General features: G+C 29.7%; 24 protein-coding genes. 22 read left to right on the forward strand and 2 right to left on the reverse strand.

All coding sequences use genetic code 11. The features are described 5' to 3' along the window. The 9 genes from L3B98_RS08370 to L3B98_RS08410 all read left to right on the forward strand — a co-directional run bounded on the left by L3B98_RS08370 (position 1) and on the right by L3B98_RS08410 (position 7631). Complete coding sequence (locus L3B98_RS08370; RefSeq protein WP_015392336.1) at positions 1 to 810, forward strand: ABC transporter permease; 810 nt, start codon at positions 1 to 3, stop codon at positions 808 to 810. A 155-nt stretch (positions 811 to 965) separates the two neighbouring features. Beyond that, complete coding sequence (locus L3B98_RS08375; protein ID WP_238916281.1) at positions 966 to 1568, forward strand: HAD family phosphatase; 603 nt, start codon at positions 966 to 968, stop codon at positions 1566 to 1568. 27 nt (positions 1569 to 1595) lie between these two features. After that, positions 1596 to 2546: a metalloregulator ArsR/SmtB family transcription factor gene (locus L3B98_RS08380; protein ID WP_238916282.1), complete on the forward strand. Its 951-nt coding sequence runs from the start codon at positions 1596 to 1598 to the stop codon at positions 2544 to 2546. Positions 2547 to 2789: 243 nt separating this feature from the next. After that, the gene (locus L3B98_RS08385) at positions 2790 to 3536 is read left to right on the forward strand and encodes an MBL fold metallo-hydrolase (protein ID WP_238916283.1); all 747 of its coding nucleotides are present in this window, start codon (positions 2790 to 2792) and stop codon (positions 3534 to 3536) included. A 544-nt stretch (positions 3537 to 4080) separates the two neighbouring features. Beyond that, positions 4081 to 4626, forward strand: coding sequence for a DUF5317 family protein (locus L3B98_RS08390; protein WP_238916284.1), 546 nt, complete (start codon positions 4081 to 4083; stop codon positions 4624 to 4626). Then, complete coding sequence (locus L3B98_RS08395; protein ID WP_238916285.1) at positions 4627 to 5079, forward strand: hypothetical protein; 453 nt, start codon at positions 4627 to 4629, stop codon at positions 5077 to 5079. Positions 5080 to 5081: 2 nt separating this feature from the next. Then, the gene (locus L3B98_RS08400; protein WP_238916286.1) at positions 5082 to 5702 is read left to right on the forward strand and encodes an accessory gene regulator B family protein; all 621 of its coding nucleotides are present in this window, start codon (positions 5082 to 5084) and stop codon (positions 5700 to 5702) included. A gap of 31 nt (positions 5703 to 5733) precedes the next feature. After that, entirely contained in the window at positions 5734 to 5859 is a 126-nt protein-coding gene (locus tag L3B98_RS08405) for a cyclic lactone autoinducer peptide (RefSeq protein WP_015392343.1), read from the forward strand. A gap of 56 nt (positions 5860 to 5915) precedes the next feature. Then, complete coding sequence (locus tag L3B98_RS08410; protein ID WP_238916287.1) at positions 5916 to 7631, forward strand: diguanylate cyclase; 1716 nt, start codon at positions 5916 to 5918, stop codon at positions 7629 to 7631. A gap of 110 nt (positions 7632 to 7741) precedes the next feature. On the opposite strand, the gene L3B98_RS08415 is transcribed toward L3B98_RS08410, so the two are convergent. Continuing rightward, a complete protein-coding gene (locus L3B98_RS08415; RefSeq protein WP_238916288.1) occupies positions 7742 to 9130 on the reverse strand; it encodes a DUF4317 family protein in 1389 nt (462 codons plus the stop codon). A gap of 383 nt (positions 9131 to 9513) precedes the next feature. Here L3B98_RS08415 and L3B98_RS08420 point away from each other — a divergent pair, with 383 nt between their 5' ends. The 13 genes from L3B98_RS08420 to L3B98_RS08480 all read left to right on the forward strand — a co-directional run bounded on the left by L3B98_RS08420 (position 9514) and on the right by L3B98_RS08480 (position 22534). Further along, the gene (locus L3B98_RS08420) at positions 9514 to 11577 is read left to right on the forward strand and encodes a methyl-accepting chemotaxis protein (protein ID WP_238916289.1); all 2064 of its coding nucleotides are present in this window, start codon (positions 9514 to 9516) and stop codon (positions 11575 to 11577) included. Positions 11578 to 11841: 264 nt separating this feature from the next. Further along, entirely contained in the window at positions 11842 to 12027 is a 186-nt protein-coding gene (locus L3B98_RS08425; RefSeq protein WP_144053530.1) for a hypothetical protein, read from the forward strand. Continuing rightward, positions 11997 to 12650 (forward strand): acetate CoA-transferase subunit alpha, encoded by a 654-nt coding sequence (gene atoD / locus L3B98_RS08430; RefSeq protein WP_015392347.1) that lies wholly within the window; start codon positions 11997 to 11999, stop codon positions 12648 to 12650. Before L3B98_RS08425 ends, atoD begins: the two co-directional genes overlap by 31 nt. Continuing rightward, a complete protein-coding gene (locus tag L3B98_RS08435; protein WP_015392348.1) occupies positions 12650 to 13309 on the forward strand; it encodes a 3-oxoacid CoA-transferase subunit B in 660 nt (219 codons plus the stop codon). Before atoD ends, L3B98_RS08435 begins: the two co-directional genes overlap by 1 nt. Positions 13310 to 13333: 24 nt before the next feature. Beyond that, the gene (locus L3B98_RS08440; RefSeq protein ID WP_015392349.1) at positions 13334 to 13675 is read left to right on the forward strand and encodes a cupin domain-containing protein; all 342 of its coding nucleotides are present in this window, start codon (positions 13334 to 13336) and stop codon (positions 13673 to 13675) included. Positions 13676 to 13716: 41 nt separating this feature from the next. After that, the gene (locus L3B98_RS08445; protein ID WP_238916290.1) at positions 13717 to 14502 is read left to right on the forward strand and encodes an SDR family oxidoreductase; all 786 of its coding nucleotides are present in this window, start codon (positions 13717 to 13719) and stop codon (positions 14500 to 14502) included. Positions 14503 to 14668: 166 nt separating this feature from the next. After that, entirely contained in the window at positions 14669 to 15604 is a 936-nt protein-coding gene (locus L3B98_RS08450; protein WP_238916291.1) for a cyclase family protein, read from the forward strand. 167 nt (positions 15605 to 15771) lie between these two features. Then, positions 15772 to 16608, forward strand: a complete 837-nt coding sequence (locus L3B98_RS08455) for a 3-keto-5-aminohexanoate cleavage protein (protein WP_238916292.1) — start codon at positions 15772 to 15774, stop codon at positions 16606 to 16608. 157 nt (positions 16609 to 16765) lie between these two features. Then, a complete protein-coding gene (locus L3B98_RS08460) occupies positions 16766 to 17704 on the forward strand; it encodes a 3-hydroxyacyl-CoA dehydrogenase NAD-binding domain-containing protein (RefSeq protein WP_238916293.1) in 939 nt (312 codons plus the stop codon). 590 nt (positions 17705 to 18294) lie between these two features. Then, a complete protein-coding gene (locus L3B98_RS08465) occupies positions 18295 to 19839 on the forward strand; it encodes a sigma 54-interacting transcriptional regulator (protein WP_015392354.1) in 1545 nt (514 codons plus the stop codon). 67 nt (positions 19840 to 19906) lie between these two features. Next, the gene (locus L3B98_RS08470; protein WP_015392355.1) at positions 19907 to 20728 is read left to right on the forward strand and encodes a hypothetical protein; all 822 of its coding nucleotides are present in this window, start codon (positions 19907 to 19909) and stop codon (positions 20726 to 20728) included. 313 nt (positions 20729 to 21041) lie between these two features. Further along, entirely contained in the window at positions 21042 to 21713 is a 672-nt protein-coding gene (locus L3B98_RS08475; protein ID WP_015392356.1) for an Mpv17/PMP22 family protein, read from the forward strand. Between the two features lie 62 nt (positions 21714 to 21775). Next, positions 21776 to 22534 (forward strand): sulfite exporter TauE/SafE family protein, encoded by a 759-nt coding sequence (locus tag L3B98_RS08480; protein ID WP_015392357.1) that lies wholly within the window; start codon positions 21776 to 21778, stop codon positions 22532 to 22534. Between the two features lie 249 nt (positions 22535 to 22783). On the opposite strand, the gene L3B98_RS08485 is transcribed toward L3B98_RS08480, so the two are convergent. Next, positions 22784 to 23119, reverse strand: coding sequence for a helix-turn-helix domain-containing protein (locus L3B98_RS08485; protein WP_015392358.1), 336 nt, complete (start codon positions 23117 to 23119; stop codon positions 22784 to 22786). Positions 23120 to 23166: the final 47 nt, after the last annotated feature.

Raw genomic sequence — 23166 nt, forward strand, 5'->3', positions numbered from 1 at the left:
ATGAAGACATTTTTTAAAGTTTGCTCCGCAGAAATGAAAAAACAGCATTTAAATTATTTTCACAGCAAATTAATCTATGTTTCATTATTTTTATGGCCAATACTTAATTTTATAACTACCTATTATAGTTTTAAGCCTTTTCGAATAAATAATAGTAATATTAGCTATCTTAATGAGGAAAATGTGGTAATATTTATAGTATTAGGATATATGGCAATGAGCTTGTTTAGAAGCTTGGTTCAATCGGCTTGGAACTTTTCTTTTGAAAGAATAAGTGGAACCTTGGAATTAATTTATTTATCGCCAGCTTCAAGGCAGGGGGTAATCTTAGGGAATGCTTTATCTTCACTTTTTGAAAGTGTTGTATTTATGGTACTTTTTACAATAGGAGTGCTAATCTTTAAAAGAGAGGTTTTGAATATTAATTATTTAGCATTGATGATAGTTTTTATTATAACCTTAGCAATGGCAGTAGTATGGGGGATGTTATTGAATTCGATCTTTTTGTTTTCAAGAGATTCAGGTTTTTTATTTACAATCTTAGAAGAACCTATGGAGATATTTTCAGGAGTAAAGGTACCAACCTCAGTATTTCCAATGTGGGCAAAGGTTATAAGCCTTGTGTTTCCATTAACCTATGCTATTGAAGCTGTAAGAAAGGTTGTATTAAATGGAAGTCCTTTAAGTGAAATGAATAATTTTATTGTTATTGGCTTAGGAATAATAATACTATTATATATTGCATGTATACAAATAATTAAGCTGGTTGAAATTCATAGCAGAAAAACAGGTGATTTTACTTATTTTTAATAAGCTTTTAATTGTATATTATATATACTACAAAAGAATTGTTCAAAACCTAAAGATATCCTAAGAATATCTTTAAGCTTTGAATAGTGAGTTGTGAACGTTGATATAGATATCCAAATTAATAATAAAACTTATAAATAAGGTGGAGATAGTTAATGATTAAAAATGTAGTCTTTGATATTGGAAATGTATTATTAAATTTTGAACCAAAAGAATATGTAAGATCTAAAGTCATTGAAGAAAAAGTTGAAGAAATATACGAGAGTATTTTTAAAAGTGAAGAATGGCCAATGCTTGATAGGGGAACAATTACTGAAGCAGCTGCTAAAGCAAATATAATTAAAAGAAAAATTGAAAATGAAGAGTTTATTAATGCAGTTTTTCAAGATTGGTATGCTATTTTGTCACCTATAGAAAGCAGTGTGGATATATTAAAAAAATTAAAAGAAAATGGGTATAAGCTTTTTTATTTATCTAATTTTCATTTAGCTGCTTTTGAATATGTAAATAAAAATCATGACTTTTTTGAATTATTTGATGGAGGAATTGTTTCTTATAAAGAAAAGCTTCTTAAGCCAGAAAAAGAAATTTATGATAAAGTTTTAGACACATATAAACTTGAACCGAGTGAAACTATATTTATAGATGATACTGAAGAAAATGTTACAGCAGCAAGGAAACATGGCATACATGGAATTGTATTAAAAGATCCCAAAGATTTAAAAGCCTTATTAAATGAATTTCAGGTTAAGGTTTGATAACTTTTATAGAGAAAAGGAAACTTTATGAAGATAGCTGTTATTTATGAAAAAGGAATTAAAGGTGAGTTTGTATATTCGCCACTTAATGAAATGTTTTGTGCAATGCACATATTGATAAAGCCTGAGCATCATTTGCATAGAAATAAGTGGATTCAAAAGGTTGCTAATGATGAAAAAATGTTAGAAGCCATAAAAAAATATTCTGATATTACAGAGGAATATTGTATAGTAATGGATTTTTGCGCTTATTTTGAAGAATGTACAGAGTTAAATGTCTTAAGTGCTATAGAATTTCTATCACAAGTACCTCTTAATAAAATAAATAAAATCTTTAAAGCCTATGATAAAAGAATGAGCCAAAGCCAATATAAGGACTTATTGGAATTGTTACAAAGGTTTTATATTGAAATATTTGCTGAAGAATTAAAATATATAGAACCGATGATAACTAGAATGTTAAAGAAAAAAGCCAAACTTGCAGAAGATATTGGAATCTTTAATTTTTTAGAAGCTATTCATGAAAGAATAAAGGTTGAAGAGGAAAAAATAAAATTCTATAAGAATAAAGAATATGTGGTAAAAAAAGCTGAAATCAAAACAATTACCATAAATCTATCAACTTTTATAAGTCCTCATTTAATGCTTGGAATAATAAATGATAATTTATATTTAACCTATTTAGTGGAACTAGATACTTATGAAAAAGAAAGTCCAAAGGATTTGGAAAGAACTTTAAAAGCTTTAGGAGATGGAACCAGATTACGAATTCTAAAAGAAATAAGCAGAAAAGGTAAGAGTACACAAGAATTAAGTACTTTACTAAATATATCAGAAGCAGCAGTATCTAAAGCTTTGAAACTTTTGCAGGAAGGTGAGCTAGTTAAAAAAGAAAGACAAGGAAATTATATAATATATACTGTTGATACAATTTCAATTGATTTTATTGCTTATAAAATATATGAATATATTTATTGAAGAGAGATAAGTGGCAATTATCTTTTGGAACATTGATTTTTATTTCAGAATTTAATAATTTGAGATATAATATTAATTAAAACTTATATAAAATGAATATATATATTGAAAAAGTATTACTTAAAATGTAAATATTTCCAAATGGAATGAAAATTCATTGATAATTGATGCCCTAAAAGGGTACCCCGTGGGGGATTGAACCTTGATAATTGCAATATATATATTTGAGAGGAGACTAAGTTCATGAAAATAGCAAATGGTGTTGAAATACTTGAATTAGCAGCTAGAAATATGCAAGGTGAACCTACTTCGATTTATCCAATACTAATATGTGATAAAGAAACAATTATTTTAGTTGATGCTGGATATCCAGGACAATTAGAGCAAATTCGTAAAGAAGTAGAAAAAACAGGAGTAAAATTTGAAACTGTGAATATAGTGCTAATTACACATCACGATATTGACCATATTGGAAGCCTTGCAAGCATTGTGAAGGAATTACCAGAAGTGAAAGTGCTTTGTCATGAGGAAGAAAAGGCATATGTTGAGGGTGAAAAGCAGCCACATAAATTGGCTATGCTAGAAGCTAATTTAGATAATTTATCACAAGAAATGAAAGGCTTTTATGAACATTTTAAGGTTGGCTTTGAAAAAGCGAGAACAAAAGTTGATAGAACCTTAAAAGATGGTGAAGAGTTACCTTATTGTGGTGGCATAACAATAATTTATACACCAGGACATACTATGGGACATAGCTGCTTATACTTTAAAGAAAGTAAAACTCTTATAGCGGGAGATCTTTTAATGGTTAAAGAAGGAGTTCTTGTTAAAGCTCCTGATTCAATTAATTTTGATGATGAGTTATGCTTAAAATCCCTAAAAAAGCTTATGCAATATGATATAGAAAATGTGGTTTGCTATCATGGAGGCATATATAACAGTAAAGTTAATGAACGTATAAAAGAATTAACAGATGCAGCAGTACAATAAAATAGGAAGGCTATTAGTAATATCTTGTCTAAATATAAACCTACAAAAATTTTTTGTAGGTTTATATTTTTAATTTAGTTATTATAATAGGTTATAATAACATTAATGTAAATTATAGTAAAAATATAATGATTAAATTACAGTTATATGTTATATTATATATAAAAATAATAGTTAAGATAAATGTGTGTAGGTGCTATTACCTTTTGGTGATTACTAAGATATGAAAAGTAGAAATGAAAACGTTAGAATATGTGGTTAAAAGTAAGTAGAATAAATGTATTTTTATTCAAATATTTAACAGCTGATTTAAATAAAAGGGAATTGATGGAGTATTCATCAGCATAGTACTTAAAGCTCCTGGTTTAAATTGATATGAGATCTCAATGGAATACCTTTTAGAGGTATAATATTATTTATTTGTAAGAAAAAAAGTGGATAAATATTATAAAAGATATTATAATGTATCATATTATGCATTTTTTACTATTATAGAATATATTCAAAGAATTTTAATAATTAATTGTGAATTTTAGGGGGAGACATGACAGAAACAATATTACTAGCATTACTATTTGCAAAAATAAGGAGATATGAAATAAAACCCCTTTTTAAAACATGGACGTTTTATCCTATAATCATCTTTGAAATAATTTTTTTGTTTGGACAGCTTAGTATTTTCTTAGGGCATTATGAATTTATTAGTTTTCTGAAAAGTTTGAATACATTTTATTTCTGCACATACTTATTATTAGTTTTTAAATATAGAATATACCTTCAATCAATAATAGGTTCTATTTTTATGCTTATAGGTGGAGGCTTAAATGATATTGTAATAAAAGCTAATGATGGTTTTATGCCAGTTTTTCCAACCTTATCCTATTTAACAGGATATGCTAAACCTGAAGCATTTGTTATAGTAAAAGACATTCACATGTTAGGAAATTCACAAACTAAACTAAAGATACTAACAGATTTTATTGATTTAGGTTATAGCATTCTTAGTATAGGAGACGTATTTATAAGAGCATTTGTATTTATAATAATCTACACTTCAATAAAGAAAATTAATAATCAAAGGAGAAAATAAATGTTAAGGTTAACAGTGTTTGAATTTATATTTAGGGGGATGCCAGAAGCATTTGTAGTAATGTTTGCAATGCTTATGTTATCAAATGAACGTATAGATCGTAATAGATACATAATTTCAAGTTTGTTATTGGGATTTGGTGAATATGGAATACGATTTCTACCTATAAGTTTTGGAGTGCATACTATATTAGGCATATTTATAATGATTATAATTATGTGGAGTATAGATAATGTAGATGTTATTTTTGCAATAAGATCTTCATTAATATTAACTATTACTATGTTCATAATAGAAGGGTTAAATATAATTGCACTAAAGCTTATTTTTAAGGATGGATTTGATACAATAATGCTAGATACCAAGTTAAGGACATTAACTGGAATTCCATCATTAATAATTTTAGTAATAATAAGTTATATTATTTATTATTTAAAAAAAAGGAAGAATTAGATATGTTTAAAATTGAAAGAATATGTGAAAAAATTTCAGGATATATTTCTCAAGAATTGAATTTTGATGATGATAAAAGGGCTGTAATCAATTATGGAATATTTGGTTTATTTCAAACAGGGATGTGTATTATTTTAGTTATTTTATTTGGGATGTTTTTTAATGTGACAATAGAAGCGCTTATAGTATCTTTTACTATAAGTATCTTAAGGAAAAGTTCAGGAGGGGTTCATGCAAAATCCCCAATGAGATGTGCAGTTATTGGTACAGCTTCAAGTATTGGTATGGCCCTATTAAGTAAAAATATTAATATGAGTTTGGTTATGGTTATATTAGTTGGAAGTGTAATTTTCATATGGTCATACTATATTATAAATAAAATTGCACCAGTAGATAGTATAGCAAAACCTATTAAAAATATTGAAAAGAGGAAAAGATTAAAAGGAACTTCAATTAAAACCTTGAGCTTTTATTTAATTACTATAATAACTATTATTTTAAGTTATCTATATTTAGAAAATCGAAATTTATTAAGTTACATATTATGTGTTTATATGGGTTTGTTATGGCAGGTATTTTCTTTAACTAAATGTGGACATATTGTATTAGGCAAGTTGGGATAATTAAAATTAATCACTGAGGGGAGGTGAAAAAATGAAGAGTAAAATTTTAATGGGTATAGCTACAATAGCAACTGTTTTTGCTTCAATTGTAGCTACTTCAGCATGTTGGTATGTTCATTATCAACCTGAAGAGCCAAAATGCTTGAGAGATGAATAAATTGAAAAATGAGACCAAATTATTGGTCTCATTATAGTAAGTATAAGGGGCAGTGTATGAAAAAAATAATAAATAATAAACAAAAACAAATTAATGATATAGTTTCAGTAGTTAAATTGTCTACACTTTTGCTTATTGGTATAATTTTATCTAAAACATTTGTTAAAAATAACTCGGCAATATGGGAATCTAGTACTTTTTATATTCTCATAATTTTATTTATACCATTAATGCTCTTCGTTTTAGTATACTTAGCATGGTCTTTTTCAGTTGAAAATAAAATTAAGAATAAATATAGAAATATTTTTAATATAATTGAAATAAATTTCTTTTTAATTGTATTTTCCGCAATTATATGGGTATGTGGAGTAAATGGAAGTCAATATAAAATTTTGTACTTATTTATAATTATAACGACAACAATTCAATACGGAATGAAGCGTGGATTAATAGTTTCAATCATATCGTCATTAATTATTTTAGGGATGGATATTATGGTTGTCCCAAATGCTTACTTAAATGATTTTTTTCAAGATGATTTAATTTTGGTAGGAATATTTATTTTAACAGCATGGCCCTTGGGGTTTTATGTAAAAATAGAAGGTGAACATATTAAAAGGTTAGAAGAACAAATAAATATCGATGGGCTCACTGAATTGTATAATCACAGATATTTTTGTGATACCTTAATTGAGAAAGTTAAAGCTGGAGAAAGGAATGATAAACCTGTATCCATGATTTTTATAGATATAGATTATTTTAAACAATATAATGATACATATGGGCATCAAAAAGGAGATTATGTACTTAGAAAAGTTGCAGAAATCATTAAAGGGAATATAAGGGAAGGAGATATTTCAGCTAGGTATGGAGGAGAAGAGTTTGCAGTGATTCTGCCTGATACTAATGAGAAGGAAGCCTTGAATCTTGCTGAGCATCTAAGAGAAAGAATAGAAAATACATATTTTGAAGGAGAAGATAGTCAGCCGAATGGTAAGATTACTGCTTCTATGGGAATATCTGTTTATCCTGATAAAGCAAAAGATGATATAGAATTAATAAAAAGTGCTGATGATGCTTTATACCGAGCAAAATTTATAAATAAGAATAAGGTTGAATCATATACTTCTATTTTAGATGAGATTAAAAGCAACATTGATGAAAAAGATGTTGAACTTGTTACATCTATAAAAACTTTAATTAGCGTTATTAATGCTAAAGATAAATATACATATGGACATGTAGAACGTGTGGTAATTTATAGTAGGCTTATTGCAGAAAAGCTTCAGCTAAGCAAAAGAAATAAAGAAATTTTGATTTATGGTGCATATATGCACGATATTGGAAAAATAAATACTAGGAAAGAAGTTCTAGTAAAAAAGATGAAGCTTACGGATGAGGAATGGGAAGAACTTAAGCAGCATCCTGCCAATGGGGCAGAGATAATCAAGTCTGTTGAATCTCTTAAAGAAATTACTCCATTAATAATAAGTCACCATGAAAGATATGATGGGAAAGGCTATCCTAATAAGTTAAAAGGTGATGAAATACCTTTCCTTGCAAGAATTCTTACAGTAGTAGATAGCTTCGATGCTATGACTTCAAATAGACCATATAATACAAGAAAGTCTTACGAAGATGGAATACAGGAACTTGAAAGATGCAGTGGAACACAATTTGATCCTGAGATTGTAAAAGCTTTTGTTGAAGTGGTTAGGAATGACATAGAAGTGTCAGATTTAAATGGTATGAACAGAAAGTATGCCAATTAAATGGTTATTTTTAAAATGATAATTGGCAATTAAACATTTATAATTTTAGCATATTATTAAAACCACCAGAAATAGCTTGTTTGCTATTTTGGTGGTTTTTAATATATAAACTAAAGTAAAGTATCAACACCATTTACATTAGCTTGTTCATTTTCATCAATTGGAATAACAATACATTTCTTTCCATCAATTATTTGTGATTTTATTTGAGCTACCTTTTGAGGTTTTACTTGAAGAATAATGTCATAATAAGAATTTGATTCTTCTTCAACAGCTAATTCATGATTAGAATTTTGTTCAAAAGTTCTATCTGAATCGTCATCTAATTTAATATCAGTCTTTGCTTCTAAAATTGTATCTGCTGCTGATTCTAAAGAACTCTCTTTTTCTATGCTTTCTTCTTTTTCTGAAACTAATTGAGAGCTTTGTTTTGTTTCTTCAAGTCGTTCTTCAAGAAATTTGACTTTCTTCTCAAGTCGTTCTTCTTTTTTTCTTTGCTCATTTGCTGTAAGTGCTTTTTTATCAATTAAATGATCAACTATAGGAGGGGTATCCCCAAATACGTCTATATAGGATTTTTCAATCTTAGCAGTGATTTCTTCTGAAATTCCACTTTCCATTAAAAGATCTTGAATATTATCATTTGATAGAAGTATAGGTTCAGCATTTTTGCCATTAACAGCAATGTGTTCTTCTGCCATGCTACTAAGAGTTTCTTGAATTTCCATAAATAAATGTTCTGATTTTTCCTCATCACAGCCAACAGCTTTACTAATAATAGTTTGGAATTTTTCCTTCTGTTCAGTTGCAGTTTCTTTTGAACTGCAGCCTAAAACTTCTTCCATTACTTCTGGATGTGAGTCTTTTGCGTTTTTTGCATAGTATATAATAGAATGAATATCAGTGCTTCGATCTATAAAAGCTGGAAATACAAATCCAAGGTCAGGAACTCCAACTATCCAGTCTCTAATACGTGCTCCGATTTTATGCTCATCTTCAAGATATCCAAGAGCTGGTTTTGCAAGTTCAACGGGACAAATTGCACATAAAATATATTCGTAAACTTCTTCGGATTCATCTAATTTAGAATTATCTGTAGTCTTTGTCATAACATCATAAGCATCGTGAAAAAGAAGTATTAGAAAATTACCAGTATAGTCATAGCTATCTATAATTGTATTGTAAAAGTCATCAAGCTTCGCATCATCTTTTAATCTGCTTTTTTTAAGCTCCATTAGAGAAAGTTGGTGGCTTCCCATACCTTCTTCCTCTAATGGGAAGTTAAGCTCTAAAAGATTATTGCCAATTGTTCCAGATAGGGTCTTTTTAGCAATTTCTAGATATTTATAAAATTCTTCATCTCTTAAATTTAAAAAAGTTTCCTTAAGCTTTAATACAATATTCTTTTGGCCATCTACATAGCAGCCACACATTCTGGTAAATGTACAATCATCCTTTTTTAAACGTCTCTTCAATTCTAATATGTCTTTTTTTCTCATATAGCGCCCTTCCATTTCGTGAATATTAATTTAGTACATAATAAGAATATGTTACCTAATATAGTATAGTTCGCAATTAAATAGCATGCAAGTATATAAATTAATTTCTAGTATTAATGCATTATATTGAATGTGAAAGAACATTTATATTTTAAAACTTTGAATAGTGATTTTTCTCCCAAACAATGTTTATTTTAAATTAAATTTTTATGTGAAAAGTTTTTTATGTATTACAAAATTAGATATATAATTCTATTGCGAAAAATAAATATATAATTATGTTTAAAAATTGTAAAAAACAAGTAAATATTAAAAGGAAAAATGTTGGAAGTGTCGAATTTTATTTATAGGAATATATATGGTAAAAGAGGAGAGGGTAATAGATGAAGAAGAGTTTTGGTGGGATAAAGGGTCGAATTTTAATAGCTACAGTTTTAGTTGTTTTAATAACTGTAGTAAGTATTAGTGGTATTTCAATTTATCAAGTCAATAAAAAGAATTACAATGATTATTTAATTAATTCTAAAGGACAAATGAATACAGTTTCACAGGCAATTAAAATTTTCTATGATCAAATAGATAAAAATCTTGATATGCTTGCAACAAATCCTTTAGTAATGTCGGCAGATAATAGTATAACAAGTTATAAAGGTACAACAGAAGAAACTCAAATGAAACCTTCTGTTAATGGAGAACTTGAAAAAGCAATTTACAAAGTATTTGAACAATATGGAAATAGTCATGAAGGAACAAACTATGTATATTTAGGAACTAAAGACGGAAGATACATACAATGGCCTGAAACTACAACCTTTGCAGGCTATGATCCAGTAATAAGACCTTGGTATGTTCAGGCTAAAGATAAAAATGGCAAAATTATTAGAACAGAGCCATATACTTTTAAGTCTGAAATGCTTACAAGTAATGCACGTTCATTTACAGATAAAGATGGGAACTTAATTGGAGCTATAGGTCTTGATGTTAAGCAATCTAAAATCAGTGAAATGTTAAATCAAATGAAGATTGGTGAAACTGGATTTTCAATGATAATACATACTACAGGTGCTATAATGGCAGACGGGAAAAATCCTGATAATAATTTTAAGAAAGTACAAGAAATTGGAATTGCTGGCTTGGATAGACTTTTAACTGATCAAACAAATGCATTTGAGGTTGTAATCAATGGTGAAAAATATCTTGTAAATCCTTATAAAGTAGAAGGTACCGATTGGATTTTAGCATCGCTCATAACTCAAAAAGAGTTAACAGGTAATGCAAGAGAAATAATGAAGGTGGTAATTATCTCAGCATTGATAATACTAGTATTAGTAAGTATTTTAATTAATTTTATTTCTAGCAGTATAACAAAACCTATAGTAGCCGTTACAGGAAGAGTAAAAGAATTTGCTAATTTAGATTTTTCATCAACTAATCAGTTAAGTTCTGCTTACATAAATAGAAAGGATGAAACTGGTGAGATGATAAGGGCTCTTAAAATTATGAGAGAAAATGTAGCAGACTTTATTCGAAAAGCAGCGGATACAACGGAACACATTGCTGCATCATCAGAAGAACTAACTGCTACTTCAGAGCAAGCAGCTACTGCATCAGAAGAAGTTGCAAAAACTATTGAAGAAATTGCAAAAGGAGCTTCGGATCAAGCTAAGGATACAGAAATAACAGCTAATAACATAGGGGAACTAGGAACTTTGTTAGAGAAGGAATTAAATTATACAAAAGAACTTAACGTGGCAGCAGTTCGAATTGAAAAGCAAAAAGAAGATGGTTTCTTGATTTTAAAAGAACTTATCAATAAGACACAGAAAAATAGTGATGCATCTAGTAATGTTTATAATATTATAATGAGCAATAATGATAGTGCAGAAAAAATTAATAGTGCCAGCACTATGATTCAAAGCATTGCAGAACAAACTAATCTTTTAGCTTTAAATGCTGCAATAGAAGCAGCAAGAGCAGGTGAAGCAGGGAAAGGCTTTGCAGTTGTTGCAGATGAAATAAGAAAACTTGCAGAGCAATCAAATAATTTTACAAATGATATTAAAACTATAATAAATGAGTTAAAAACTAAATCTCAAAATGCAGTTGATTTAATGCAGGAAACAAAATATGTTGTTGAGGAACAAGCTACTAGCGTTAAAGAAACTGAAGGAAAATTTAAAGGAATAGCCGAAGCAATAGATATAATAAAAAATATAATTGAAAAACTCAATCAGTCTACAAGTTTGATGGTTGAAAATAAAGATAAAATTATTGATTTAACACAAAATCTATCAGCAATTTCTGAAGAAAATGCTGCAGCAACGGAAGAAACAGCAGCATCTATGGAGGAACAATCAGCAACAATCCAAGAAATAGCTAGTGCAGGTGAAAGGTTAGCTACAATTGCAGAAGAGTTAAAGGTATCAATAGATAAATTTAAATTTTAGTTTCAAAGATAAATTATAAAATTAGTGAAAAAGCAAACTACTTAATCAACTAGTAGTTTGCTTTTTTAGTTCTAATAATTTAAGAAATGAATTATGGTTAATAAGATGTAATACAATATTGTATTAATCAATGCGATATTGTATTGATTAAGAAAACGTTTAAACAAGTTGATTAATAAGTTTTTTTATTAATTTTAATACATTTTTGTATTAAAAAATGTACTATTTCTAATAACGTTTTCAAAAAAGTAATGTTAATTAAAGTTGAAATTTAAATTTATTAGCAGCAAGAAAACAAGTGAAATAGGGGGACTTAGAGATAAAACAAAGAATAAAAAAGCTTCAATAATAAAAGTTGGCATGCTAATTGCTTTAAATATTAGTGTTGAAAGATACAGAGTAAGAAGAAGGTGTATTAAGTGGACAAGGTTAAAAGTATCGATGAAGTAATGGAATATATCAAAGATGGTATGACTATTATGGTAGGTGGTTTTATGGGAGTAGGTACTCCTGAAATGCTTATTGATGCAATTGTTAAGAAAAATGTTAAAGATTTAACTATAATTGCCAATGATACTGGACTTCCGGATAAGGGAGTTGGAAAGTTAGTTGTAAATAAGCAGGTTAAAAAAGTAGTAGCATCCCATATTGGATTAAATCCAGAAACAGGGAAGCAAATGAATACTGGAGAAATGGAAGTAGATTTAGTACCACAAGGTACTTTAGCTGAAAGAATTAGATGTGGTGGAGCTGGAATTGGAGGTTTTTTAACTGAAACAGGCATAGGAACAGCTGTTGAAGAAGGAAAACAAAAACTGAAATTAAATCACAAAGAATACATTTTAGAATTGCCTTTAAGAGCAGATATGGCACTAGTTGGAGGTTCAGTAGTAGATAAGAAGGGGAATATTTTCTATAATGCTTCAACAAGAAATTTCAACCCATTAATAGCAACTGCAGCAGATTTAGTTATTGTTGGAGCTGAAAAAATAGTTGAGGTTGGGGACTTAGATCCAAATCATGTTATGACACCAGGTATTTTTGTTGATTATATTGTTGGAGGTGACAATTAATGGATAGTAAAAATGCAAAGGAGTTTATTGCTAGGAGAATAGCAAAAGAACTTAAAGATGGGGATGTTGTAAATTTAGGAATTGGATTGCCGACCATGGTAGCAAATTATTTACCACATGGAATTGATGTGACATTTCAATCGGAAAATGGTTTTGTAGGATTAGGCAATGCGCCTGAAGAGGGAAAAGAAGACAAAGATATAGTTAATGCCGGAGCACAGTATGTGACTATTAACAATGGGGCAGCTTTTTTTGACAGTGCAACCTCTTTTGGAATAATTCGTGGTGGACATGTTGACGTTACTGTTCTTGGAGCCTTGGAGGTTGATGAAAAAGGTAATCTTGCAAATTATATGATACCAGGAAAGATGGTTCCAGGTATGGGTGGGGCTATGGATTTAGTAAGCGGTGCAAAGAAGGTAATAATTGCAATGCTTCACACTGCAAAAGGTGAATCAAAAATACTTAAAGAATGTAGACTTCCTCTTACAGCTGTAGGCAAGGTTAGTTTAATTGTTACAGATATGGCTGTTATGGAAGTCACGAAAGAAGGTCTTTTATTAAAGGAAATAGCAGAAGGTTTGACAGTTGAAGAAGTATTAAATGCAACAGAGGCTGAATTAATTATACCTGACGACTTAAGAGTCATAGCAGTTTAATAATATTTTAGGAGAGTGGTTTAAATGAAAAAAGTAGAATTAAAAAATGTAGCTCCATACAATGCTCCAAAGCATTTTGATATGAAGGCAATGAAATTACACGGAGAAGCAGAAACAGGTGCAAAGCAATTTTGGATGGGAATGTCATATTTCTTACCAGGTGGAGGAGCAGAATATGCTTATGAAGATTCTCCAACTGAAAAGATTTATTTCGTATTAGATGGTGAAATAACAGTAAAATCAAAAGATGAAACTTTTGTACTTAAAAAGGATGATTCTATCTTTATTGGACCAAATGAAGGAAGAGAAATGATTAATGAAACTAATAAAGTAGCTACTGTTTTAGTAGTTGTAAGCAATAATTAATATATTTCTAAAGACCCAATTAGCAGGAAGGTGGAGAAAAAATGGATTCTAAATTTATTAATAATTTATTTGATGTTAAAGGAAAAGTAGCAGTAATAACTGGTGCAACAGGTGCTTTAGGAAAAGCTGTTTCCTTTGGATATGGGTTAGCTGGCATGAAGGTTTTTGTTACAGGAAGAAGTGATAAAAAGTGCCAAGAACTTTGCAGTGAGTTAGAAGCTCAAGGAATTGAATGTGGATATTCTACAGGGGATCCAGCAGTTGAAGCTGATGTAAAAAAAGTTGTTAATGATGCAGTAGCTAAATTTGGTGAAATAAATGTGTTAGTAACAGCAGCAGGGTATAATAACCCTCAACCAATTGTTGAACAAGCTTTAGAGGAATGGAAGAAAATCATGGATTCAGATGTTCAAGGTACATGGTTATTCTGTAAATATGTTGGAGAGAAAATGATTGCTCAAGGTAAGGGTGGAAAAGTTATACTAGTATCTTCAGCTCGTTCTAAAATGGGAATGGCAAATTACACAGGTTATTGTACAGCAAAAGGTGGTATTGACCTTATGGCTCAATCTCTTGCTTGTGAATGGACAGCAAAATATAAGATCAATGTTAACACAATTAATCCAACAGTGTTCCGTTCAGATTTAACTGAATGGATGTTTGATCCAGAAAGTGCTGTTTATCAAAACTTCTTAAAACGTCTTCCAGTTGGTCGTCTTGGTGAACCAGAAGATTTCGTAGGTCCATGTATCTTCCTTGCATCAAGTGCTAGTGATTTTATGACAGGAGCTAATGTTGCTACTGAAGGTGGATATTGGGCTAACTAATAAGTATTTTATAAAATAATGTTTCCATAAGACAATTAAAATGACAGTAATGTGATTTTTATAAATTATTAATTTGAAAATTATTAATATACTCATAATCTTAAAAAAAGCAGCTATGCTGCATATAGAAATATTTAATAATAAATGATATTTGGAGGAATTTAAAATGGGAAAAAAAATATATGTAGACTTAACTCATCCTTTTAGTGCGGATATACCAAGATGGCCTTATTTCGTTAAGCCAGTAATTGATTCTATGCATACTTTAGCTAAAGGTGGAGTTCTTACACAAAGAATAGATTGTGTTCAACATACAGGAACACACTGTGATGCACCACGTCACGTTATGGAATATGAATTTGATGGTAGACGTGCTCGTTACACTCATGAAATGCCAGTAGATGCATATATGGGAGATGCAGTATGTTTAGAAATCAGCATTGAACCTTGGGGATTAATATTGCCAGAACATCTTGAAGATGCTTGCATACGCGCAAACATTAAGCCAGAAGAATTAGAAGGAATGGTAATTTGCTTAAATACAGGAATGCATCGTAAATTTGATGATTCAAAAGAATACTATCATTACTCATGTGGTACAGGTGTTGAAGCAGGAAAATGGTTTGTAAAACATAAAGTTAAATGTGTAGCTATGGATATGCAAGCTTTAGATCATCCACTTCATACTGCTATGGGTAATAATGGTGGTACTCGTATGAACTTAATAGGTAATTCAGGAAGATCTATTACAGAAGAATACAAAGAAAAATTCGGTGAAGAAGCATATGCTGAATTTGATAAAGATGAATACATCAGAATTCATGGTAAAGAAGCATATGATGCTAAATTTGGTGATTTAGAAGCAATTGGCTGCTGGGGAACATGGGAACCATGCCATAAGCAAATGTTAGGACATGGTATTGTTGGAGTTGAAAACCTTGGTGGAAATTTAGATAAAGTATCAGGAAAACGCTTCAGATTCTTATGTATGCCAATTAGATGGTACATGGGAGATGGATCAATGGTTCGTTGCGTTGCAGAAATCGATGAAGATGATGTAAATGATGTACCAGATAGAACTTACACTTACGGTGGATTTTAAGTAGTTTACAGTTCACAGTGTACAATTTACAGTTTGCGCGCTTGAGGGTAACATGTGAGCAGTTTACAGTTGGTAAACAATTTGATTATTAATAAAGTAATTTTGAGGATGCTTCTATGGAGTATCCTTGAAATTTAAAAATTCCAATAAAGAAAGAGGATATAGTTATGGCAAATTCAGAAAATAAAGTAATATTAACAGTTGCAACAACAGGAGCTTGGCCTACAAAAAATGAAACACCTTATGTTCCATTACAACCAGAGGAAATAGCTAATGAAGTTTATGAATGTTGGAAAGCTGGAGCTTCTGTTGCACATATTCATGTTAGAGATAATGAAGATAAAGCTTCAATGAGTTTCGAGAAGTTTGAAAAAACAGTAAAGCTTATTAGAGAAAAATGTGATATTGTAATAAATTTAACTACTTCAGGTGGAATTGGTTTAACGGATGAAGTTAGAATGAAACCATTCCAAGAATTAAAACCTGAAATAGCGTCTTATGACTGTGGAAGTATGAACTGGCAAAATACTACTGTATTTGAAAACAGTCCGAAGTTCTTAGAAAAATTAGGATTATCTATGCAAGAGCATAATGTTAAGCCTGAAATTGAAGTTTTTGATGCAGGTATGGTTTATAACGCATTATATTATTACAAAAAAGGAATTTTAAAAGGACCTCTTCATTTCCAATTTGTATTAGGAGCAGCAGGTGGAATGACTGCAACAGTTGAAAACTTAGTATACTTAAAGAGTTTAATTCCTGCTGATGCAACTTGGGGGGCTATTGGAATAGGTAAAGGGCACCTTCCAATATTATATGCGACTTTAGCTTTAGGTGGAAATGTAAGAGTAGGAATGGAAGATAATATTTTATATGCTAAGGGTCAATTAGCTAAATCTAATGTTGAGTTTGTTGAAAGAACTAAGAGAACTGTTGCTGAAATGGGCAAACAAATAGCAACTCCAGCTGAAGCTAGAGAAATCTTAGGACTTAAAAACTGCTAATTAACTTATTTAGAAGTTAACAGTTAGAAGTATAGTTACAAATAAAAAGCACAATTATGTGTTTTTTATTTGCACTTTAGTAATGCAATATTGTATTGAATAATACAAAAATATAGCAATGCAGAATTTTATGGAATAATTCAAGGAGGCTTAATAAATGGCTAATTCAATTAGAAATATAACAGTATTTGGACCTGGAATGATGGGGAGTGGAATCGCTCAAGTTTTTGCAGGAAATGAAGATTTAAAAGTAACAATTTTTATTAGAGAAAAATTTGAATATGAATGTATGGATAAAATAAAATCTAATCTTCAGGTATTAAAAGAAAATGGAGTGATAACTGAAGAAAAAATCAAAGGGATTTTGGATAGAATTGCTTTAACAGAGGATTTACAAGAAGCAGTTAAGGATGCTGATTTCATAGTAGAATGTATTCCAGAAAATATGGAATTAAAACAAGATTTATTTAAAAGATTAGAACCTATCTGCAAGGATACAACAATATTTGCAACAAATACTTCAGTAATGAGTATAACTGAAATTTCAGAAAAAGTGAAAGATAAATCAAGACTTGTAGGTACTCATTTTTGGAATCCTCCATATTTAATACCACTAGTAGAAGTTATTAAATCAGATTATACTTCAGATGAGATAATGGACAAGACAATGGAACTACTAAAGAAAGTAGAAAAACATCCAATAAGAGTAAATAAGGATGTACCAGGTTTTGTTGCAAATAGATTACAACATGCTCTTTGGAGAGAAGCAATTTCTATAGTTGAACATGATATAGCAGATGCAGCAACTGTTGATGAGGCAATAAAATATAGCTTTGGATTAAGACTTCCAGTACTTGGACCTATGGAGAATTCTGATATGGTTGGAACTGATTTGACTTTATCTATTCACAGTTATATATTGAAGCATTTAGAAAATTCAACAGAACCTTCACCTATATTAAAAGAAAAAGTGGAAGCAGGAGATTTAGGCTTTAAAACAGGAAAGGGCTTTCAAGAGTGGTCTGCCGATCAAGCTAAGAAATCAAATGAAGGACTTAGAGATTATTTAATTAAAGTCCTATATAAAAATAAATAATCATTAAATTATATAGATATCCAAAGCGGGAATTAGACTTATGTGAAACTTACCGAAATCCAATACATTTGTCTTCTGCAGGACTAGTGAAATTTTCGCTGGAAGGTTCTAAATAGGAGCTTATCGCCATTTTAGCGTGTTCCAGATGTAAAATCCCCAAGGAGAAAGTTCATGTTTCCGAATATAAAAGCTCCAGGGAGAAAGTTCGTGTTTCCAAATATAAAATTTGGACACTTACTTTTTGGACATTCACTTTTAGACAAGCTAAAATGGAACAAGCTCCAATTAAGAACCATCGTTAGCTCAATTTCACATGCCTGCTCCAGAAAAATGTATCGGATTTCTAGTGTAGTATTGTAATTTTAATTTCGTAAGAGTGTATACATATTCCATTTATAAGATTGATTATTAAGTTGGATATATATAGACTGATTATTGCAAAGTTGTACATTGTAAATTAACGTGAAACAGTTTGGTTATTTTCAGAATAAAAAATAATTGTCATTGAATCCTTAAAGTTACTTTGATATATTTATTTTATAACGATATTTTATAAAAAACTAAAATATTCTTGAATGGAGTTATTATTGATGAATAAGAATGTTTTTAAAATAGACAATGACATAATAAATGAATTGGATTTATTGATGGATGAGAAATCCATAGAGGTGGATGATGTAACTTTAGCTTTATTAAATTCCTTTAGGAAAACGATTAAAGAGCAAAAGGAAATAATAAGTGAGTTGAATTTTTATAAAGGAATACAATTAAGTCCATTTTCTATAGGAGATGCTATATCTGATGGTATATGTGTAGTTGATAATAAAGGCATTGTAGTCTCTATAAGTAAGGGCTATACAGATATAACAGGAATTACTGAAGAAGAAATACTTGGAAAAAATATAAGTATGTTAATTAAAGAAGAATATTTTAGTGAAGCTGTATCTTTGGAAGTAATAAAGAAAAAAAAGAAGGTTTCGTCTCTATCTGTTATTAGTAAAAACAATAAGAGAGTGTTAATAACAGGGACGCCATTTTTTGATGATGCTGGAAAGGTTTCTCATGTATTAACGGTAATGAGAGATTTAACAGAGCTTATTAAATTAAAGGATGAACTAGAAGAGGCGGAAAATAAAAGTAAAAGATATTTAGATGAATTAAAATCTCTTAAAAATAAATATAGAAAAACTGAAGGGATAATTGGAGAAAACGTAAAAATAAAAGAATTAAAAGAATTAATAAAATACGTCTCAAAAACAGATGCTACAGTGCTAATTACAGGTGAAACGGGAAGTGGTAAAGAAGTATTTGCAAAGCAGATTCACAATGAAAGTACTAGAAAAAATATGCCATACATAAAAGTAAATTGTGCTGCTATTCCTGATAGTCTTTTGGAATCAGAGTTATTTGGATATGAAAGGGGAGCTTTTACAGGTGCTCAAAATAAAGATAAATTAGGAATGTTTGAAATGGCTAATGGTGGAACTATATTACTGGATGAAATAGGAGAAATGCCTATGAATCTACAATCTAAATTATTGAGAGTTATTCAGGAAAAAGAACTAATGAGAGTTGGAGGTACAAAAACAATAAAATTGGATGTTAGAATAATTGCATCTACGAATGTAAATATAGGTGAATTGATTAAATCAGGGAAATTTAGAGAAGATTTATTTTACCGTCTAAATGTAGTACCTATAAAGATTCCGCCACTTAGAGAAAGAAAAGATGATATACCTTTTTTAGCTAGTAATTTTCTTGATAGGCTTAATATTAAGTATAATAAAAACAAGAAGTTTGAAGATATAGCACTTGCAAACTTTCAATATTATGATTGGCCTGGGAATGTAAGAGAACTAGAAAATGCTATTGAGAGATTAGTAGTAATAAATGATAATACTTATATTAATTCAACAGAAATAGCTAATATGGTAGGTATGGATAAAATTACACTTCCAGGTTTAGAAGGTGATATGCCTTTAAAAAAAGCAGTTGATATGTTAGAAAAAGAACTTATAGAAAATGCATTAAGAAAACATGGGAGTACTTATAAAGCAGCTAAAGTACTTGGGGTTACGCAGCCTACAGTATTTAGAAAAGCTAAAGCGTTAGGAATACCATTAAGCAATGCTTAATTTAGCAATTATTAATTAAACTTACGAAAAATTCACAAATTTAGTTATAGAAATCAAGGAGGATATTATGTTAAAAGATTTAAAAAAAGAACTAACTTCAGAGGAAGAAAAAAGACCTTATTCAAAATATTTTAATCAATCAATTGCCAATCCTAATGAAGAATTATTGGAAATATTAAAGAAGGGTCCAATGGATCCAAGTAAAGCTATTATGCCAGAAGATATAAGACATTTGCTTGAAGCAGGATATGATGAAGTTGAAACTGGTTATTGTATTCTTCCAAATGGGACTGGTTATGTAGCAGTTAATAATAAATTTCCAGGTGTAACTTTAGACATGATTAACTGGTGGTTTGCATGGCATGCCCTTGAAGATATGCGTTATATGTTATGGTTTAGAAAAGGCCATTTTGGCATTTCTGTAAGTGACGAAGATAGAGAAATAATACTAAATCCTAATACTCCTATGTTAGAAAAATTTCAAGGTCGTACTCATTATGTAATTGAAGATGCAGGTAATGGACCAGAAGATATTCAAATTTCATTTTTAAAACCAGAACAACTAGGTTTTACTGCTGATGAATTAAAAGAAAAAAAGGCAACTGTTGTTTCAGCAAATGGTTTATCACAAGCACGTGCAGGAGGGCCAAAGGCACCAGCTATAATGATTCATTATTTTAGAGAAACTCCAGATGGAGTTGAATCTCGTTCAAGATTTTGGATGGGCTATAATATGATTGATGGAAAGCCTTGCAAGCTTCTTCCAGATGGAATTCAAATTCCAGTTCAAGCACCAATGGGATTAGCTTTTCATAATGTTGAGGAATATAGCAATTTAGCTGTTATTTTACCTAGCCTTTATAAAGAAATGAACGGAGAAATTTCCTAGGAAATTTAATGCTTAATTTGATGATATAAAACAAAAATGTATTAGATATAATACATTTTTGTTTTGATAAATATTAATTAAATAAAGAGTTTTGGAAAGTTCTAATACATAATTGTATTACTATCAAATTTCACTAAATTTATTTTGAAGCAATTTTATATGGAAATTGTTATTAATATACATAGAAAGGAAGTGTTTAGAGGCTATAAGGAATTTTTAAAGAATAACTGTTTTGAATTAAAATAATGGCATGATAATTGCTATATAATATTTTAAGAAAAGAATTACGTAAACATTTAATGGGGGAATACTAATGAAGAATAAAAAGGGCGACTTTTTGTGGGGAGTTGTGTTGCTAATATGGATATTAATTTTAGCAATACCAGATACACGCACAGTTTTTTTAGAAGTCACAGATGCACATCCGTATATGGGAGGATTTTTTAAGTTTTTTATATTAGCGAGCATGGGAGATTGGCTTGGAATTAGAATTTTAAATGGACAGTGGATTGTACCAAAAGGTTTTATTTATAAAGCTATTGTATGGGGAATAATTGGAATGATGATAACACTTGTATTTACGGTGTTTACAGCAGGAGCTGGGGCAGCACAGGCTGCAGGAAGGCTTCCTTTTGCAGGATCAACATTAGCTCAAGCATTTTTTGGAAGTACTATTATGAATTTAACCTTTGGACCTATGATGTATATTTATCATAAGTTTGGAGATTTATTTGTTGATTTGAGTTATGAGAAAAAAATAAGTCAATTAACAGTAAAAGATTTTGTTGATAGAATTGACTGGTATACAATAGTAAGCTTTTCATGGCTTAAGACATGTACATGTGTTTGGATACCTTGTCATACAATAGTATTTTTATTACCACTAGAGTATAGAGTTCTAGCCTCAGCCTTTCTTTCAATTTTACTTGGCATTATAATTGCAGTTTCTAAAAAAGGCAATAGGCAAATTGAATTTGCCAAATAAAAGCAGCCAATATAAAAATGCATAAGTAGAAGTACAATATTAGTTAAAGAAGGGAAATTATAATGCAGTTAATTCAAGGATTAAATTTATTACAAGACCAATGGCTTTGGCTAATACTAGCGGCATTTTTCATTGGTTTTTCAAAGACAGGAATAAGCTCTTTTACGATGCCAGCTATTCCTATAGTAGCAAGTGTATTTGGAGGAAAGGATTCTACAGGAATTATATTACCTATGCTTATAGTTGGGGATATATTTGCTTTATATTATTATAACAGGCATGCAGAATGGAAAAATATAAGAAAATTACTTCCATGGACACTACTAGGCTTAATACTAGGAGTTATAGTTGGAATATATGTAAATGATAAAACGTTTAAAGCTTGTATAGCTGTTTCAGTTTTAATTTGTTTAGTAATATTAATTTATACTGAGAAAAAAGGTGAAAATTTTAAAGTGCCCCAAAGCACTTTATTGTATGCATTAACAGGCATTTTGTGTGGTTTTACATCAATGATAGGGAATGCAGCTGGGCCTATTTTTAGTGTTTATCTGTTAGCTAAAGGTTTTAAGAAAAATGATTTTATGGGGACAACAGCGTGGTTTTTCTTTATTATTAATTTAACGAAGGTACCATTGCAAATATTCTTTTGGAATAACATTCCTATAAAAACAATTTATTTAACAGGATTGATGATACCAGCCATAGCAGTTGGCGCATTTTTAGGAGTTGTTATAATTAAAAAGCTAAATGAAAGATTATTTCATCTAGTGATTTTAGGAGTTACAGCACTAGCAGCAATAAGACTTTTGATTCCTTAAATTAGATTCAAATATAAAAATGTATTGCAGAAGCCTTATAAATTGAAATAGTTCAACTATAAATGCTTAAAGTTGAAAAATAAACATAAAAAATGATAAATAATTTTGGTTAATCAAGTTATTCAATGATTAAATTTAATTAACAATATTCTATCTCTTAAGTTTTACCGAATCAAAGAATAACTTATTAATATACATAGTATTTTGTAATTCTCATCAAAAATACCTCCAGGTTTTCTGGAGGTATTTTTATTCTATAATTGTAAGTCCCCATTTTTTCAATTCTATAAATGCACCTTCTAAACTTTTACCTTTTTCGGTTAATTCATATTCAACTTTTGGTGGGATTTCTGGATAAACAATTCTTTTGACCAATCCAAATTTCTCTAATTCACGTAGTCTAAGGGATAAAGTTTTTGGACTTATTCCATCTAAAGAACGTAGAAAATCTCCAAATCTTATTGTTCCATCTATCAATAAATCTCTTATTATTAAAAAGGTCCATTTACTACCTATGATGTCTATTGCAGCCTCAATAGGACATTTTTCATTAGGGTTTCCTCGTTCAAGTTTAACTTCTGACATAAATAAAACTCCTTTCAAGCGTTGATTTATCACAATACTTACTTTTT

Origin of the sequence: Clostridium sp. YIM B02555 (genome assembly GCF_022320955.1) — a bacterium.
GTDB classification, from domain to species: domain Bacteria; phylum Bacillota; class Clostridia; order Clostridiales; family Clostridiaceae; genus Clostridium; species Clostridium saccharoperbutylacetonicum.

Excerpts from the sequence above, each read along its gene's own strand:
- L3B98_RS08370 (WP_015392336.1), top strand. The coding sequence starts at position 1 with ATGAAGACATTTTTTAAAGTTTGCTCCGCAGAAATGAAAAAACAGCAT.
- L3B98_RS08375 (WP_238916281.1), top strand. The coding sequence starts at position 966 with ATGATTAAAAATGTAGTCTTTGATATTGGAAATGTATTATTAAATTTT.
- L3B98_RS08380 (WP_238916282.1), top strand. The coding sequence starts at position 1,596 with ATGAAGATAGCTGTTATTTATGAAAAAGGAATTAAAGGTGAGTTTGTA.
- L3B98_RS08385 (WP_238916283.1), top strand. The coding sequence starts at position 2,790 with ATGAAAATAGCAAATGGTGTTGAAATACTTGAATTAGCAGCTAGAAAT.
- L3B98_RS08390 (WP_238916284.1), top strand. The coding sequence starts at position 4,081 with ATGACAGAAACAATATTACTAGCATTACTATTTGCAAAAATAAGGAGA.
- L3B98_RS08395 (WP_238916285.1), top strand. The coding sequence starts at position 4,627 with ATGTTAAGGTTAACAGTGTTTGAATTTATATTTAGGGGGATGCCAGAA.
- L3B98_RS08400 (WP_238916286.1), top strand. The coding sequence starts at position 5,082 with ATGTTTAAAATTGAAAGAATATGTGAAAAAATTTCAGGATATATTTCT.
- L3B98_RS08405 (WP_015392343.1), top strand. The coding sequence starts at position 5,734 with ATGAAGAGTAAAATTTTAATGGGTATAGCTACAATAGCAACTGTTTTT.
- L3B98_RS08410 (WP_238916287.1), top strand. The coding sequence starts at position 5,916 with ATGAAAAAAATAATAAATAATAAACAAAAACAAATTAATGATATAGTT.
- L3B98_RS08415 (WP_238916288.1), bottom strand. The coding sequence starts at position 9,130 with ATGAGAAAAAAAGACATATTAGAATTGAAGAGACGTTTAAAAAAGGAT.
- L3B98_RS08420 (WP_238916289.1), top strand. The coding sequence starts at position 9,514 with ATGAAGAAGAGTTTTGGTGGGATAAAGGGTCGAATTTTAATAGCTACA.
- L3B98_RS08435 (WP_015392348.1), top strand. The coding sequence starts at position 12,650 with ATGGATAGTAAAAATGCAAAGGAGTTTATTGCTAGGAGAATAGCAAAA.
- L3B98_RS08440 (WP_015392349.1), top strand. The coding sequence starts at position 13,334 with ATGAAAAAAGTAGAATTAAAAAATGTAGCTCCATACAATGCTCCAAAG.
- L3B98_RS08445 (WP_238916290.1), top strand. The coding sequence starts at position 13,717 with ATGGATTCTAAATTTATTAATAATTTATTTGATGTTAAAGGAAAAGTA.
- L3B98_RS08450 (WP_238916291.1), top strand. The coding sequence starts at position 14,669 with ATGGGAAAAAAAATATATGTAGACTTAACTCATCCTTTTAGTGCGGAT.
- L3B98_RS08455 (WP_238916292.1), top strand. The coding sequence starts at position 15,772 with ATGGCAAATTCAGAAAATAAAGTAATATTAACAGTTGCAACAACAGGA.
- L3B98_RS08460 (WP_238916293.1), top strand. The coding sequence starts at position 16,766 with ATGGCTAATTCAATTAGAAATATAACAGTATTTGGACCTGGAATGATG.
- L3B98_RS08465 (WP_015392354.1), top strand. The coding sequence starts at position 18,295 with ATGAATAAGAATGTTTTTAAAATAGACAATGACATAATAAATGAATTG.
- L3B98_RS08470 (WP_015392355.1), top strand. The coding sequence starts at position 19,907 with ATGTTAAAAGATTTAAAAAAAGAACTAACTTCAGAGGAAGAAAAAAGA.
- L3B98_RS08475 (WP_015392356.1), top strand. The coding sequence starts at position 21,042 with ATGAAGAATAAAAAGGGCGACTTTTTGTGGGGAGTTGTGTTGCTAATA.
- L3B98_RS08480 (WP_015392357.1), top strand. The coding sequence starts at position 21,776 with ATGCAGTTAATTCAAGGATTAAATTTATTACAAGACCAATGGCTTTGG.
- L3B98_RS08485 (WP_015392358.1), bottom strand. The coding sequence starts at position 23,119 with ATGTCAGAAGTTAAACTTGAACGAGGAAACCCTAATGAAAAATGTCCT.